Below are 13,936 nucleotides of genomic sequence, written 5' to 3' on the forward strand. Positions count from 1 at the left end.
CGGCCGTCGGGCCGGTTGATGGTCAACCGAGCAGCTTCATCAGCTCGGCTTCTTCGTTTTCACGCTCGCGTGCAGTCGGGACCGCGTGCCAAGGTGGCGGACAGGTCTCATCCTCCGCACGGCGCCCTTCGGCGACGTAGGCGGCGGACAGGCGACGCAGCAGCCGCGACTCCCATGGCTGGAGCGGCAAGGCGCACCGGGACGCCCAGGCATCGATTGCAAGCCAGCTGATCGGCCCGACACCCATCCCCATCGCCTCCGTCAGGCCGATCTCGATCAGCCAGTCGGTGATATGCGGCGCCGGGTTTGGCGGCATACGGGGTGCGATTTTTCGCCGCTTCATGTCGTCGATGCGGCTGAGCCGGGGGGCTTCCGTCTCAGCCTTGGCGCGCTTGGTGCCGGGTGGCGGCTTCGGTGTGGCATGGAGCCACGCCAGCTGCCGCACCCAGAGCGTCAGCCCGCGGTCGACGCGGCGCTGAAGTTTCCCCAGTCGCCGACGAACTTCGACACCTGCTTGGCGATGAAGCCCAGCCGCTGGTCGCTATAGACGGCGCGATACAGGTCCTCGCCGGTGAGCGATGGCGAGTCCTCGGCCGCACCATCCGGACGGTAGTCGAAATTCTCGAAGCTGACCGTGATCGACGCGAGGTCCTCCGCAACGGCCTTCGCACGCTCTTCGGGGGACGCGGCGACGACCTTGCCGTCGTTATCGTCCATGCGCTTGAGCGCGCGGGTGGACTGGCGCGATTCGACGACGCCATAGGCGGCGGAACCGGGGCCGTGGACGTGAATGCGGATCGGCTGCTTGCGCGCTGGATCGGCGAACAGCAGTTCGCCGCTGGCGCTCTTGAGGTGCAGGGCAGCGGTCGTAGCGACCGCCAGAGTGGCGATATTGAACATGGTGTGATCCTCGCGGGGGATGGCGCACCGACCCGCCCCGCTAACCCGCGACGAGCGGGGCGAGCCGATGCAAGAGAATGCCGGCGTCGCGGGCGCCGGGAGGGGGTGGATCAGGCGACGGGGTCGCGGACGATCTTGGTGCAGATTTCGACGGTGGGCGTCGCCATCATCACCGGGTCGGCGCCCTCGACGGTTTCCGGCCAGCCGAACACGCGGCCCTGAAAGTAACGCTTGGCGCCGCTCTGGTAGGTCACGCGAACCGAATACAGTGCGTTCGTCTCGTCGTCGGCCGCGGTACGGAACAGCATCTGTCCGACGTCGGCTTCGTCGAGCGCGAACTTGGGCTGGAGCGAGCCATAGTCGGCGCTGCCTTTCAGCTTCTGTTTCGGCCCTTTCAGCGGCTGGAACTCGGTTTTGACGAACGTCGCACCGATGGTGCCGATGCCTTCGCAGTTGCCGGCCTCGGTGTAGGTCAGGGCGGCGAAGCCCGCCTTGTCCTGCGTGGCGGGGGCGGCAACCGAAATTGCGATTGCCGAACCCGCTCCGGTCTGAAGAACCATGTGCGTACTCCTGTTCTATGAGCCGGTGTTGACCGGCGGGTCAGTCCTGTCGCGGGCAGGAAAGGGGGATCAGGCGGGCTTGCCGCCCTGAGTCTTGTTGCCCGACGCGGCAACGTCGGCCTTTTCAGCGTCCGGCTCGGCCGCACAGCCTGCGGCGATGTAATTCGCCTTGCCCGGTTCGGCCGTCACGTCCTCGCCTTGCTTGAACTGCTTTCCGATCCCGGCGTCGGTAAAATCGCGGGTGGCAATGATCTTCTTTTCGGTGGTCGACATCGTGGCACTCCTCACGCTGGCGCGTCGAAACTGACGCGGAAATCTTGGGTCTGTTCGAAACTGTTGCCGGGGCCGAGGACACTGGGACCGCGGCCGGCCGTACGAACCGACACGCGCAGGCAGCCGGCCAGATCGCCCGTCTTGCCGTGGCAGGCGGCCCGGATCGTGGCGATTGCCGCCTTGCGGTCGCGGACGCTTTCGGCGCGGACGGTCACGGCGATACGCTCGCTGCTGCGGATCAGCGCACCCACTTTCAGCGGCTGGCGATCGGTGCTGCTGACGGTGCGCAGCAGAACCGCCGTCAGCGCCACGCCGTCGGGAAGGCGATCCTCTTTCAGGCCGCCGCGAGCAGCAATGGCGACCATCGTCGGATCGGCCAGCAGCAGTTCGGTGACGATTCCCGTGCCGCTCACGTCTCGTCCCCTTCGTCGTTGCCGATGATGCCTGCGCGGCGAACCCGCGAGTTGATGTACGATTGCGCCGCGGCGACCGCTTCGGTCCGTTTGACATCGAGCGCCGGCCGCATGAACGGATGTGCCGTGGCGCCGGGATGATAGACCGACGGGCCAACCGCCTTGCCGTTGATGACAAGCGTCGCGTGCAGCGCGCTGTCGCCATCCTTGATCCGGCTGTTGACCCGACGGGTCGTGAGACCCTGCCGCTTGCCGTCATCGACGGTGATGAAGTGCGGGTCGGTCCCGTATTCCAGCCACCGCCCGACATAGGAACCCGGGCCATCCAGCAGCACGCGCGCGACGACCAGCCCCTCGCGCTTTTTCGACCGGACCTTCACCGCGTCGGCGATCAGCACCTTGGCGCCCCCGCCGACCTCCGCGAGACGTCCGCCGAGCAGCACTTTCGCTTCTCCGGCAATCACCTTCGCGCCGGTACGCGCGGCGCCGGGCAGGACCCGCTTGACGAGCTGCTGCGGCAGCTGTTCCATGCGACGACGCCAACCGGCACCGCCCCGTCGTTTGGCCATCAGGCCGAATTGCCCGCGGTTGAATAATCTTCGACCATGAACTCGATCCCGACCTTGGCGCCAAGTTCCGCGGGGCCGGCGACGATCTGCATCACCCGATCGCCCCGAACGAAACGCATGTCAGGCGTGATATCGGTCCGGTAACGCATGCGGACGCGTGCCGGGCGGGTGGCGATGTTTACACCCTCTGCCAGCTTTTCACTGCGGCTCGGCAGGACATCCTCGATATTCGCCCATACCTTGCGGACGAATTTCCAGCTGCCCGACCCCGCGCCGTCAGGCGCCGTGTCAGGCACCGGCGCCTCGACCGTGATACGCTTGTTGAGCGATCCCGCCGGCAGGACCGCCATCACGCGTAAAGCCGGTACGGCGTCACCAGATTGGTGACAGCCGCGGTGATGGCGACCGGCGCGTCGACGTCGCGATTGCGCATCGCATTGCCGACCATGAGCAGGACTGCGTCCCTGATCGGACCCGGCACCACACCATAGCCTGCGCGATACCGAACGGTCAGCGCGTCCTCGCGCACCAGCATGCCCGTCCAGACGGGCGTACCGGCCGAATAGAGGACGTCGCCGACCTGATCGTAATCGTCGACGTCGGCCTGCCGGCGCTGCCGGTCACCGCCAAGCCAGGACACCGCCTCGATCTCGATCACTGGCGGGCATGGCAGCTGCAATCGGTACGGATCATCGAAGGCCGAGAAATGGGCTTCCAGCACCTGTTCACCAAGGCAGCGACCCAGCCAGCCGTCAGGCCCGTCCAACTGTGCCGTCGCCGAGGCGATCATCGCCTCGACATCGTCGCGATCGTCGTCGTCACCATCCAATTTCAGCCGGGTGACCGCATCTTCGTAGGAGATGAACGGCACGGGAGGTGTAACGACGACGACACGCATCGTTTCAGCCCTCGTTGCGCTTTGCGTCGGCACGCTCGACGCGGGCGGCGCGGATGGCGGTGACGATGGCCCCCTTGAGCGTCTTGCCCGAAAGATCGACTTCTTCGTGTTCGGCGATCTTCTTCAGCTGGTCGACCGTCTGCTGATCGAGGTCGTCGGCATCGTCGCTCGCCCCGCCGCCTGACTGGCCGCTGCCCGAACCCTCGCCACGATCGTTGTCATCGGCCTCGATCGTAGCCCGACGTTCGCGATGGCTCTCGATACCGTCGCGCAGATCATCGTCGGAAGCCTTGGCGATCGTCTGCCGAGCGATGCCGAACGCGATATTTTCGAGATGCTCGCGGCTGAGCGTGCCGAGGGGCAGATCGCCAAGGCCGTCGAGCGGATCGACCTCTTCATCCCCGAGACAGCCGGCATTCGTCAGGCGCACCCGCTGCTTTTCGCTGGCGGGCATGAACGTGTCGCCGGGCATGAACCGCTTGCCGCTGGTCTCGTCGACCAGTTCGGCGGTTACTTGATAATGCTTCATGACGCTCTCCTGTGGCGACCGGCGGGGGCGTCAGACCCCGCCGGCACGGTGTCCGGGTCGATGGTGAGAGGCGGATCAGCCGGGCGGATTGGGCGTCGGGATGAAGCGACCGTCGCCCAGCAACGCCAGTGCAGCGATGGACGCCGCGGCATTATTGCCGGTCGGCGTGATCTTGAGCCGGACGTATTGCTTGGCGCCGGTGTAGCCGATCTTGCGCGCCTTGCCGTCCGCGCCCTGATCGAAGCTGGCGTTCGCGAGGCTGCCGGTCAGGTTGGCGACCGGAACCGCCGCGGCGTCGGACAGATCGGCCTTGTCGCCATGCTCGACGGTGACGGCGAACGTCGCGGCAGCAGCTGCCAGCGTCCCGATCAGGATCAGGAACGCGAGGCTCTCGTAGCCCGCCTTGTCGATGATCGTGGACGTCAGCGGTGTGTTGTCGGTGGTCGGCGCGGCCGGCGCGATGGCGACGACCGGGTGGATGATGTTGGAAAGGTCACGCATCGGTGATGATCCTCATGGTGTGAGGCTGGGGGGATGCGGGCGACGATCTGCCGCCCGCGCAGGACCGGTCAGATCAGGCCGGGACGTCGAGGGCGACGAACGGCGACACCTGATAGCCGTTCTCTTCCTCGATCGGCTTGGTCAGCCACGGCGTGCCGTCGACGTTCCAGAAGATCTTGATGACCGTCTTGTTGCTGGTGAACTTGACGTGTTCGGAAGCGGCGACGAACGGACCGGCGCCATCCTTGACCAGATAATAGTTCCAGTCGGCGAGCAGCAGATCGCCGCGGTTGCCGATGTTCGGTGCGCGGTTGTTCCAGCGAACCGGGTAGCCGAGCAAGGTGCCGGCGAAACCGGTCTTGGCTGCGCCCTCGGCGGTGCTGGCGACCCAGATGTAGTGACCGGCGGGATCGGTCATGGTGCGCAGCTGCGGCAGTACCGACTGCGGGATCGACCATACCGGTGAGGTATCGCCGCGCATCAGGCATACCGCCTCCATGGCGACCAAATCATCGTAGGTGACGCGGTTCGCCAGCTTGCGATTAACGAACTTCGTCGCACCGGCGTTGAGGGCGCCCAGCGGCTGACTGATGCCGTTGCCGCGCAGGAACGCCCAATCCTCGGCCGCGGCCACGCCGGCACGCATCTGGGTTTCGAGGAAGGTCGTCGCGCCCGACCAGTTGCGAAGCAGCTTGTCGGTGACGGTGATGAAACCGGCGATCTCATGCGGGGTGAGGGTGACTTCGCGCAGCTTCGCGTCGGTTTCCGGCTTCTCGTCGCCCTCGCCGATCCACTTGAAGGTCATACCGCCGAACTGGCTGCCGGGGCCGCTACCGGTCTGATCCAGCGCCCCCATGGTCAGCGCCGCGTCGGGCTGGTCACCGGCCGCGATGATCGTCGCGCGCGGGCGCACGAGGGCCGACTGCGGCGGCACGCTCATGATGGTATCGCGGAACTCGGTCGGGATCATGAAACCGCCCGACGGACCGTTGTCCATCCGCATTTCGGCGCTCATCTCGCCGGTCGCGTCCTCGGCGGTGCCGATATCCTCGACGAACGCGAGACGCTGATCGTTCGGGCGGAAGCGCACCGCCGACATGAATTCGCCGAGGCTCTCGAAGCTGGTGCGCGCCTCCGGGCCGCGCTGCGGACGCTGGCCACGAGCGAGCGAACCCGTGCTGGCGTCGAGCGAGGCATTCGCCGCGGCCACGTCGGCGACCCGATCGATACGGGTCTGCAAGCTGCCGGCCTCGACCTGAAGCGCGTCATAACGCGACGTCTCGTCGGCGGTCAGTTCGCGATCCTCGCCCTCGGCCGCATCGATCAGCGCCTGCATGGAGGCGATGGCGGTGGCGCGGCGGGTACGCAGCGCCGCCAGCGACGCTTGCGGATCGGGCCGATTACCGTGGCCGTCGGGCGCGCGCATGTAGCGGCCGCGCTGCCGCTCGATCGCGGACATGGGGCCGATCAGGACCGCGGCGGACGCTGCGGCCAGAAGCATGGTCTTGGACATGAATGTTCTGCCTTTGGTTTTGCAGGGTGCCGGACACGTTCGACCGCCGCCTGCGCCGGCGCGCAGACGGGGCTGTTTCCACCGCCGAAGCGGGCAGATCAGATCAGGGCGAGTGCCTGTGCGCGGCGGTTCCGCTCTGGCGCACCGCCCCGCGGCGCGTCAGGGCCGGCGCCGAAGCGTGCCAGCGTCTCGCGCATAGTGGCGATCCGGTCGGCCATGCCTTCCCGGACAGCCGCCGCGGCGCCGAGCATGCGCCCTTGACCAAAGCCGTCGCGAACTTTGGATGCGGCAACGCCGCGTCCGGCCGCGACCCGGTCGACGAACATGCCGTAATAATCGTCGATGCGGCTTTGCATGTAGGCGCGGGTATCGTCGCTGAGCGGACCGAGCAGGCCTTCGCCCTTGAACTTGCCGGCCGCGATGATCTCGCGCGCGATGCCCTCTTTTGCCATCGCCGCGGTTAGATCGTCATACGCGGTGCGTACACCGATCGCGCCAGCCTGCGACGACGGGGTCATCACGATTTCGTCGGCCGAGCAGCCGACCCAGTAGCCGGCGCTGGCAAGGTTGCCGTTCACCTGCACGATGATCGGCTTCTTACCCTTCACCGCAGCGACGGTTGCGGACGCTTCGTCAACGCCCAGCACGTTGCCGCCGGGCGTGTCAGCATCGACGATAATGGCCTTCACGCTGGCGTCATCGGCCATTTGATCGATCTGCGCCGCAAACGTCTCGGCCGTGGTGCCGCCGCTGGTCGAACTGTTCGGCACGATGCTCGCACGCGGCGAGATCACGCCACGTAACGGGACGATCGCGACGGCACCTTCGCGCCGGGCAACCGCCGCGGCGGTCTGCGGTGAGATACGTGCTTCGATTTCCTCGGCCGTAAACTTGATCCCTTCCGCCTGCATGGTGAGCAGGCCGACGATCGCGAGCAGCTTGGATTCCTCCATTGCCCAATATTCCGAAGCGAAGGCGGCGAGGATGTACGGATACTTCATTGCGCAGGCTCCGGAGGTCGCACGATGGGGTTCGGCTCGGGCGGGTTGATCGCGCGGCCGATCGGCTGGACGTTGTTGGACACGAAGCTGACGTCGCCATCGGCGCCGATGCCGTCCATGTCTTCGAGGCCGAGGACTTGGTTCACCGTCATGCCGAGTTCGAACATGCCTTTGTAGAAGGCGGCGCGGGCGGCCATGTCGCCGCGCAGCAGCGCCTTCATGTTGAAATGGACGTAGAGACCCCTTTCCCGCTCCGCTTCGGTGAACAGCTTCCAGTTCATCTCCTGCTCCCAGGCATCGACCCACGGGCCGATCGTCTGCTGCACGAAGCCGATCATCAGCTGCTCGACGCCGGTCCCCCAGCTGGTCGATTTCTCGTGGCTCTGGAGCAACACCAGCGGAACGTCGTAGATGCGCGCGACCTCTGCGATCTGGAACTCGCGGCTGCCGAGGAACTGCGCATCCTCTGGCGGGATCATCGTCTGGACGAACTTCATGCCCTCTTCGAGCACCTTCACCCGGTGCGCGTTGTCGAGGCCGCCCTGTTCCTGCAACCGCGCACCGGGATTGTCCGCCGCCACCTTCTCGCCGGGCCTGCCGCCCCTGCTGAGATTGCCCTGCGCGTTCGCGCTCAACCGGCCGGGGTGCATCAGGAACCCGCCGGATTTCGCGTCGTTGCCGAAGAACTTCGCGCCGAATTTCTCCATGGCGAGGCCCATGCCGATCGCCTGCCGGAACAGCGCGACTTGGCTCAAACCGACATAGCCGTCGCGGCTGAGGTCCATCACGTGCAGGACGTCGGCCTGATCCAGTTTGAAGCCGTTGCCGTCGATCGTCGTCCGGTATTTCAGCGCGTCGCCATCTCGCATCGGTGCGGTCGCATTCGGCAGCAGCGGCCACAGCCCGATCGCCTCGCCGCGGCCGTTGCGCTCGATCTCCTGATAGGCATTCCCCCACATGAGGGCGTGCGCCTGACTGGTCTTACGCAAGGTCCGCGAGGACATGAAGTCGTTCGGACGCAGGCCGATCCGCTGCGCCATTGGATGCTCGGTCACCGGCGAACTGCCGCTGCCGCTGGGGTTCTTCTGCCGGATCGACAGGGGAAAGTAGGCGAAGGGGTTCGAAATACGGTTGATGCAGGCGTAGACCGCCGGCAGCGTCACCGCAGAATAGTGGTTTACATCAACACCGGCGTCGGATTTGCCACCGCCGATCCAGCGCATCCAGCCGCCTTCACGCTGCCCACCATGCGCGCCCACGTCGCCAACTGATCGAGGCGGCCCGAACAGGGCGGCGCCAATGTCATGCCACCGCCCCATTCTAGACCTCTTGCAAATCGATTTCGAGCAAACCCCGGTCTTCGTAGACCGAGCCGGGGTCCTCATCGGCCGCCGTGGCGACCGCGAGGCACATGACGGCAGCAACGATGCCGTCAATCTTTTCCGCCGACCGCTTCTTGGCCGGCGAATAGTTCAGGTTTTCATCGAACCGCACGACGGCGTTTTTCGCCATCCAGCGTAACACCGGTTGGCCGCCGTGATCCATCTGGCCAGCGTAGACCATGCGTTCGAACGTCTTGGTTGGCTCGCCCAGCGACTGGATGCCTTGCCGAACAGATATCATCATATCCGGCTCGATGCCGTCCGCCTGAAGGTCGGCGACCAGCTTCATCGCATTCCACGGGTCGTAACCGAAGCCGAGGACTTCGAACTGTTCGAATGCGTCGAGCAGCCGGCGCCGGACATAGTTCTGGTCGACGAAATTGCCGGGTGTCGTCTCAATCGCGCCGGCAGCAAGCCACTTATCGTAGGGTACGCGGTCGGCGCGGACGCGCTCGGCCAGCGTATCTTCCGGCACCCAGAAGGCCGGGATGATCGTCCAGGCGGTTTCGTCGCCCTCCGGCGGAAACATCAGTAGCAAGGCGGTCACGTCGACGGTGGATGAGACGTCGGCCGCCGCATAACAGCGGCGCCCCTTCATCCGATCCCAAGCCGTGCGCCAAGCTTCCTTGCCGCTCTTGCAGGCGTCGTAGGCCTTCATGTTCAGCCAGCGAACGACAACATCCACCCACTGATTGAGATGGTAGCACTTGAAGTGCGCCTGCGCCCGCGGGTTGTCCTTTGCGATGGCCGCTTCGCGTCGCAGAAATTGTAACGTCGGTGACAGGCCAAGCGATGGGTTCGCCACCGCCCAGACTGCCTCGTCATCCCACGATGCATCCTCTGGCGCGGCGAACACGACGACCAGCGTCGTCGGGTCCGACACCCGGCCTTCGACGATCGCGAGGCTTTCGTCCCAGAGTTCGACGCCGGTGGCGTTCGTCTTCAGGCCGGCGGTCGACGCATAGAGTTCGATCGGCTGGAGACGCGCACCGGTGCCCTGCCGCAATGTGTTTTCCACGGTGCGGCTGCGCCACTCGTGCATTTCGTCGCCCGCGATCACGGTCGGCGATTTGCCGTGCTTGCCCTCTTCCGACCCGGTGATGACCTCGAACAGCGACGCCGACGGCTTGAGGTAGATCGATTTCTTGTGCGCTTGGCACTCCCGCGCAAGCTCGGGAGCCTGCGCGATCATCGACTTCATCTTGTTGAAGATCGTGAACGCCTGCTTTTCGTCGCGGGCGAACACGTAACCTTGACCCCCGACCACCGAATCTAGCGCCCAGAACAGGAGCGACAGGGCCGAGAGGAACTCGGACTTGCCGTTCTTGCGCGGCACCCACAGCAGCAGCCGCCGGAATATGCGAACATGCTCCTCGATCGGCAGGCCCGTATCGGGGTCGAGAACCTCGATCGGTGCCTTCCAGCCGACGAGCAGGCGGACGATGATCTCCTGCCATGGCACGAGCCGGAACGGCTTGCCCGCGAACCGATCCTCGGTCAGCCGGAACACCTGCGGCCAGAGGTCGACCACCGCATCTGCCTTGGCGTGGTCGAACCACGCGCCCGGCACCGCGGCCGCGCGATCCCAAGCGAGCCGCGCCCACTCGTAGATTGGCTCGTCCGCGTGGCGGATCAGCCACTGCGGCAGGTCCGCATCCCAGCCGCCCGTCTTGTCCGCCACCTCAGTTGGGTCGAAGCGGCGGCCTCGAATCCATGCGGCCGAGTGAACCGATCAACGAACTGGGAGCCTCCGGCTCCGCGGCCTTCGGCTGATCTGTCCGCGGCGTAGCGTGGTCGAACAGACCGGGGTTCTGTGCGGCGGCAACCGCCTGATCACGGAACAGGGAATACTCGTCGGACGGCGTCAGGCCGAAACGCTCCGACAGCTTCATCACCATGTCGAAGGCGCGGTCGCGGATCGATACGATCGGGCGCGTGCGCTCCATCATTCCACCGGCCACCGTCTTCACCTTTTGGGTGTGGCCATTCCGGGTCACGTCCTCATTCGCGACGACCCATTCGGCGAAGTAGACGCAGAACAGCGCAAACATCGGCCGGTGATGCGGCTGAAGCCGGTGCGTCGACCGCAGCCGGGGCGCCAGATCACGCCACACGGCGACGGCCGCGGCCGAGCCATGCTCGATGATCGCAGGTGCCGCCAGCGGATCACCGCCAACCGGCGGCTGCGCGAGCAGATCGGCGACGCGGTTGGCTTCGTCGATCCGCTTTTGCACCGCCGACTTGCGCCGGCCGGGGTTTCCCATGCTCGCTTGAAGGCCCGGAGCGTCGGGCTTGCGTCCACGCATCGCGCACCTCCCTTAAAAAAACATTCCCGCCAATTCCGCGCCGAAATTCATGCCGTTACGGAGCGGTCCAGAGGGCGACCCCCCCGAACTTTCGACCACCCCCCCTATCCGGTCAGGTCTGGACCGGCAGGCCGAGACGTCGCGCCAGCGCGGCCATGTCGCCACGCCCGCTGCGCTCCAGCCGTTGCTTCGGTCCGTCGTGGCAGGCCTTGCAGCTGCTGACCCACCATTCGGCAGCCCAGAACACCGCCCGATTGCCGCGATGCGGATGGTAGTGGTCGACCAGCGTCGCGGCCGTCACCATCGGGCGGCCGTCCCACGCACCGACCTCGCAATACCGGCACAGCGGATGCGCGATCAGATGCGCCTTGGCAGCACGCTGCCAGTCCGCATCATAGCCGCGCGCCGATGCCGAGCCTCGCTGTCGGTCGACCTCACGCCGGGCATCCGCACCATGGGTGCGACCGCGAGGACGAAACGTCGGCGGCCGGACCGGCATAGGCAGCGATCCAAAGCACGACGGGCGGCGAGACCGAAGTCGCGCCGCCCGTCGGGAGGTTCAGGGAGGATGTTCAACGGAACGTCGGGGGATGCACGTTTCGCCGAACGTATCGGTAATTAGGGCCACAGACCCCTAGAGACCGAATTGTTTATTTGACCCCTAGAGCATTCGAGGGGTTGACCGCCTCTAGGCGCGCAAACCCGCCATTTTCCTGCCGATCAAGCCGTTGTGCGATGCGCGTGATCGAACGGCTCCACCGCTTGGCAAGCGTGTCGGGATGGCCGCCCCACCCGATCTTGCGCGCGATACGACCCCACGGCAGCTGCGCCTCTTCATTGCGATGGAGGATTTGCAACACGACGCCGACCAGCCGACGGTGCGCCGGGTCGACCCACTCGACCCAACCGAGCGCCTCATTCATGCGATCGACCTCGGCGGTACGCAGGCCGGGCAGCTTCCCCACCGCATCGCGATCATAGTCGTCGCTGTCGATCTGGTAGAGTGCCCAACGGTCCTGCCGGCTGATCTGCCCCTGCTCATAGATCGCGCTGGCCTGCACGTCCCGCAGCCAACCCGCCTCCCGGTCGGGCATCCGCCACAGGAACCCCCAGGCCTCCACCAATCGCTCCACCACCCGATCAAAGGTCCAATCTGAAGTATTATCCATTTCTTCTCTCTTACGGATAGTCTGACAGTATAGGCATTATCGCGCATGCACATGCACATATATGGAAAGGTCTTTGCGCAGCTATCCGTACTGTCCGTACTATCCGTAACTCACGGTTTTCCGGGGGTTACGGGTACGGACGGTCTACGGACAGCCGGACAGTTGCTATCCGCTCATCATTCTATATTTCATCTTGACCTTCCCTCCCGTTTGCGCCTTGCGATCCGCCGCGCCTTCTAAGTACGGATAGTCTCGCTCAACTGTCCGTAGACTATCCGTTCCGTCGCCTGATCCGACGTGACCGGAGGTGCCTCACGGAATATCATCGAACGGGTCATAGCCGCCGTCGTCCGCCGTGAGGGGCGCGCTGGCACCGGTATCGCCGGCCGGGGTCAACGGCGCGTCGGTGGCCCGCAATCGGGCACCACGGCGCCGCTTCAGGCCCTTGCCGTCCTTCGGCCCCAGCAGGATTTGCCGGTCGCCCAGCGCGCGGCCGAACGCCGTGCTGTTCATCATGTCCCGATCGCCGACGCCCTCGGCCTCGCACCACGCCTTGTAGTCATTGTAGAGGGAGCTTGAGAGCGTCAGGACGTTCGGGTCCGAAATGTCGACGCGGCCAGCCATCCACTCGCCGAAAGGGTTTGCCGAACGGCGATACTCCTCGACGGCCTCGGCCACGGATTGCGGCTGCACGAGGCGTCCAACCTCCAGCCACTGGCGCAGGCCTTCCAGCATCCAGTTGAGAATGCCGGGACCTTCGGAGATCAAGCGCTGCTCGACGCCCTTGTCGATCGCGGTGCCCTTGAATTGGTGCGGGAACAGGATGATGACGATGCGCCGCCAGATGCCGTCGTCGTCACCCGAGATGCGCGGACGGCTGTTGCACTCCATGAACAGCTTGCCGCGCGCCTTAAACTCGAAGGCGTCGCCGTAGTTGGCACGCGCCTGAATTGGTGATCCGCCGGTGAATTGCTTGATGCGCTGCTCGTCTATCGCCGAACCGCGTTTCGGTTCCTGCGTACAGACCAGTCGCGTATCTCCGGCAAGCCGGACAAGATCGGGCGTGGCGTCTGCCCCCGATCGCTGCCCGGCTGCCATGAAGGTCTGCACATCGGCCGCGACGCCATAGCCGCCCATCAACTCGCGCAGGATGTTCATCGTGGTCGACTTGCCGTCGCCGCCCTTGCCCTGAAGCATGAACATGCATTGCTCGACCGTCAGTCCGGACAGCGCATAGCCGATCACCTGCTGAAAATAGGCCCGCACATCCGGGTCAGGCAGCACCGTGGCCAGATGCGCGAGCCACCCCGGCGCTTCCGCCTTCGGGTCGTAATCGCACGTCATGGCGCGCGTCAGATGGTCGGCCGGGTCGTGCGGTGCATCGACGATCCGCCAGCGTTCGCCCTGCGGCGCTTCCTTGTTCCGACGGAACCGAAGGGTGCGATTGGCGGTGTTGACGACCAGCAGATCGCTGTCGAAATCGTCCATTCGCCGGTTGAGTTCGTCGAGCGTTTGCGCCTGGGCGAGCATGGCCGTGGCTTTGCTGGCATTGCCGGTCTGCACCGCATGCTTGTGCAGGTTGATGACCCTGTCCTGCCGGCGCTCGGTCGTGCACCACTCGCCGAAGCGGGTTTTTAGTTCTTCGTCAGGCACCTCGGCCAGCGCGCCGATCTCGTCGCGAATGCCGCGCGCGACCTCGTGCGTCTTGAGCATCGCCAACCGCTGCCCGTCCTCGGCCGACCAGCGGTGGCCGTTGTAGGCGACCCAGCCCCATTCGCGGACGTGCACCAACTTGCCCCCGGCGTGCGCCACGAGGCGCTCCGCGTTGCCGAGGTCCGACAATTCGCGCCAGCATAGCGCCAGCGGATCGACCGTCACCATCAGGACGGCCCGCTTCACGACTTCCCCCACTGCCATGTTCC

Annotated in this window: 18 protein-coding genes; all 18 read right to left on the reverse strand. The window is 65.5% G+C overall.

Annotated elements, in window-relative coordinates:
* Positions 1–22: 22 nt before the first annotated feature.
* Positions 23–445 (reverse strand): hypothetical protein, encoded by a 423-nt coding sequence (locus tag NF699_06400; protein ID USU06287.1) that lies wholly within the window; start codon positions 443–445, stop codon positions 23–25.
* A gap of 8 nt (positions 446–453) precedes the next feature.
* Positions 454–900 carry a hypothetical protein gene (locus NF699_06405; GenBank protein ID USU06288.1) on the reverse strand — a complete coding sequence of 149 codons (447 nt, stop codon included), beginning with the start codon at positions 898–900 and terminating at the stop codon, positions 454–456.
* Positions 901–1,010: 110 nt separating this feature from the next.
* Positions 1,011–1,460, reverse strand: coding sequence for a hypothetical protein (locus tag NF699_06410; protein USU06289.1), 450 nt, complete (start codon positions 1,458–1,460; stop codon positions 1,011–1,013).
* Positions 1,461–1,529: 69 nt separating this feature from the next.
* Positions 1,530–1,733 carry a hypothetical protein gene (locus tag NF699_06415; GenBank protein USU06290.1) on the reverse strand — a complete coding sequence of 68 codons (204 nt, stop codon included), beginning with the start codon at positions 1,731–1,733 and terminating at the stop codon, positions 1,530–1,532.
* Between the two features lie 11 nt (positions 1,734–1,744).
* Positions 1,745–2,146, reverse strand: a complete 402-nt coding sequence (locus NF699_06420) for a hypothetical protein (GenBank protein USU06291.1) — start codon at positions 2,144–2,146, stop codon at positions 1,745–1,747.
* The gene (locus NF699_06425) at positions 2,143–2,715 is read right to left on the reverse strand and encodes an HK97 gp10 family phage protein (GenBank protein ID USU06292.1); all 573 of its coding nucleotides are present in this window, start codon (positions 2,713–2,715) and stop codon (positions 2,143–2,145) included. The genes NF699_06420 and NF699_06425 overlap by 4 nt, the downstream gene beginning before the upstream one ends.
* On the reverse strand, positions 2,715–3,065 hold the full coding sequence (locus tag NF699_06430; protein USU06293.1) for a head-tail adaptor protein: 351 nt from the start codon (positions 3,063–3,065) through the stop codon (positions 2,715–2,717). The genes NF699_06425 and NF699_06430 overlap by 1 nt, the downstream gene beginning before the upstream one ends.
* Positions 3,065–3,613, reverse strand: coding sequence for a hypothetical protein (locus NF699_06435; protein USU06294.1), 549 nt, complete (start codon positions 3,611–3,613; stop codon positions 3,065–3,067). The genes NF699_06430 and NF699_06435 overlap by 1 nt, the downstream gene beginning before the upstream one ends.
* 4 nt (positions 3,614–3,617) lie before the next feature.
* Positions 3,618–4,142 (reverse strand): hypothetical protein, encoded by a 525-nt coding sequence (locus tag NF699_06440; GenBank protein USU06295.1) that lies wholly within the window; start codon positions 4,140–4,142, stop codon positions 3,618–3,620.
* A gap of 75 nt (positions 4,143–4,217) precedes the next feature.
* A complete protein-coding gene (locus tag NF699_06445) occupies positions 4,218–4,643 on the reverse strand; it encodes a hypothetical protein (protein USU06296.1) in 426 nt (141 codons plus the stop codon).
* 73 nt (positions 4,644–4,716) lie between these two features.
* A complete protein-coding gene (locus NF699_06450) occupies positions 4,717–6,156 on the reverse strand; it encodes a phage major capsid protein (GenBank protein USU06297.1) in 1,440 nt (479 codons plus the stop codon).
* Positions 6,157–6,254: 98 nt separating this feature from the next.
* Complete coding sequence (locus tag NF699_06455; GenBank protein USU06298.1) at positions 6,255–7,157, reverse strand: S49 family peptidase; 903 nt, start codon at positions 7,155–7,157, stop codon at positions 6,255–6,257.
* Positions 7,154–8,416 (reverse strand): phage portal protein, encoded by a 1,263-nt coding sequence (locus NF699_06460; GenBank protein ID USU06299.1) that lies wholly within the window; start codon positions 8,414–8,416, stop codon positions 7,154–7,156. Before NF699_06460 ends, NF699_06455 begins: the two co-directional genes overlap by 4 nt.
* A 61-nt stretch (positions 8,417–8,477) precedes the next feature.
* A complete protein-coding gene (locus tag NF699_06465; GenBank protein ID USU06300.1) occupies positions 8,478–10,220 on the reverse strand; it encodes a terminase large subunit in 1,743 nt (580 codons plus the stop codon).
* A gap of 1 nt (position 10,221) precedes the next feature.
* The gene (locus NF699_06470) at positions 10,222–10,845 is read right to left on the reverse strand and encodes a P27 family phage terminase small subunit (GenBank protein USU06301.1); all 624 of its coding nucleotides are present in this window, start codon (positions 10,843–10,845) and stop codon (positions 10,222–10,224) included.
* A gap of 112 nt (positions 10,846–10,957) precedes the next feature.
* On the reverse strand, positions 10,958–11,344 hold the full coding sequence (locus tag NF699_06475; GenBank protein USU06302.1) for a hypothetical protein: 387 nt from the start codon (positions 11,342–11,344) through the stop codon (positions 10,958–10,960).
* A 151-nt stretch (positions 11,345–11,495) separates the two neighbouring features.
* Positions 11,496–12,014 (reverse strand): DUF6362 family protein, encoded by a 519-nt coding sequence (locus tag NF699_06480; GenBank protein ID USU06303.1) that lies wholly within the window; start codon positions 12,012–12,014, stop codon positions 11,496–11,498.
* 312 nt (positions 12,015–12,326) lie between these two features.
* Positions 12,327–13,913 (reverse strand): phage/plasmid primase, P4 family, encoded by a 1,587-nt coding sequence (locus tag NF699_06485; protein USU06304.1) that lies wholly within the window; start codon positions 13,911–13,913, stop codon positions 12,327–12,329.
* Between the last annotated feature and the right edge of the window lie 23 nt (positions 13,914–13,936).

It is taken from the genome of Sphingomonadaceae bacterium OTU29LAMAA1, assembly GCA_024072375.1.
Taxonomy (GTDB): domain Bacteria; phylum Pseudomonadota; class Alphaproteobacteria; order Sphingomonadales; family Sphingomonadaceae; genus Sphingomonas.

Excerpts from the sequence above, each read along its gene's own strand:
- NF699_06405 (USU06288.1), bottom strand. The coding sequence starts at position 900 with ATGTTCAATATCGCCACTCTGGCGGTCGCTACGACCGCTGCCCTGCAC.
- NF699_06410 (USU06289.1), bottom strand. The coding sequence starts at position 1,460 with ATGGTTCTTCAGACCGGAGCGGGTTCGGCAATCGCAATTTCGGTTGCC.
- NF699_06415 (USU06290.1), bottom strand. The coding sequence starts at position 1,733 with ATGTCGACCACCGAAAAGAAGATCATTGCCACCCGCGATTTTACCGAC.
- NF699_06425 (USU06292.1), bottom strand. The coding sequence starts at position 2,715 with ATGGCCAAACGACGGGGCGGTGCCGGTTGGCGTCGTCGCATGGAACAG.
- NF699_06430 (USU06293.1), bottom strand. The coding sequence starts at position 3,065 with ATGGCGGTCCTGCCGGCGGGATCGCTCAACAAGCGTATCACGGTCGAG.
- NF699_06435 (USU06294.1), bottom strand. The coding sequence starts at position 3,613 with ATGCGTGTCGTCGTCGTTACACCTCCCGTGCCGTTCATCTCCTACGAA.
- NF699_06440 (USU06295.1), bottom strand. The coding sequence starts at position 4,142 with ATGAAGCATTATCAAGTAACCGCCGAACTGGTCGACGAGACCAGCGGC.
- NF699_06445 (USU06296.1), bottom strand. The coding sequence starts at position 4,643 with ATGCGTGACCTTTCCAACATCATCCACCCGGTCGTCGCCATCGCGCCG.
- NF699_06450 (USU06297.1), bottom strand. The coding sequence starts at position 6,156 with ATGTCCAAGACCATGCTTCTGGCCGCAGCGTCCGCCGCGGTCCTGATC.
- NF699_06455 (USU06298.1), bottom strand. The coding sequence starts at position 7,157 with ATGAAGTATCCGTACATCCTCGCCGCCTTCGCTTCGGAATATTGGGCA.
- NF699_06470 (USU06301.1), bottom strand. The coding sequence starts at position 10,845 with ATGCGTGGACGCAAGCCCGACGCTCCGGGCCTTCAAGCGAGCATGGGA.
- NF699_06475 (USU06302.1), bottom strand. The coding sequence starts at position 11,344 with ATGCCGGTCCGGCCGCCGACGTTTCGTCCTCGCGGTCGCACCCATGGT.
- NF699_06480 (USU06303.1), bottom strand. The coding sequence starts at position 12,014 with ATGGATAATACTTCAGATTGGACCTTTGATCGGGTGGTGGAGCGATTG.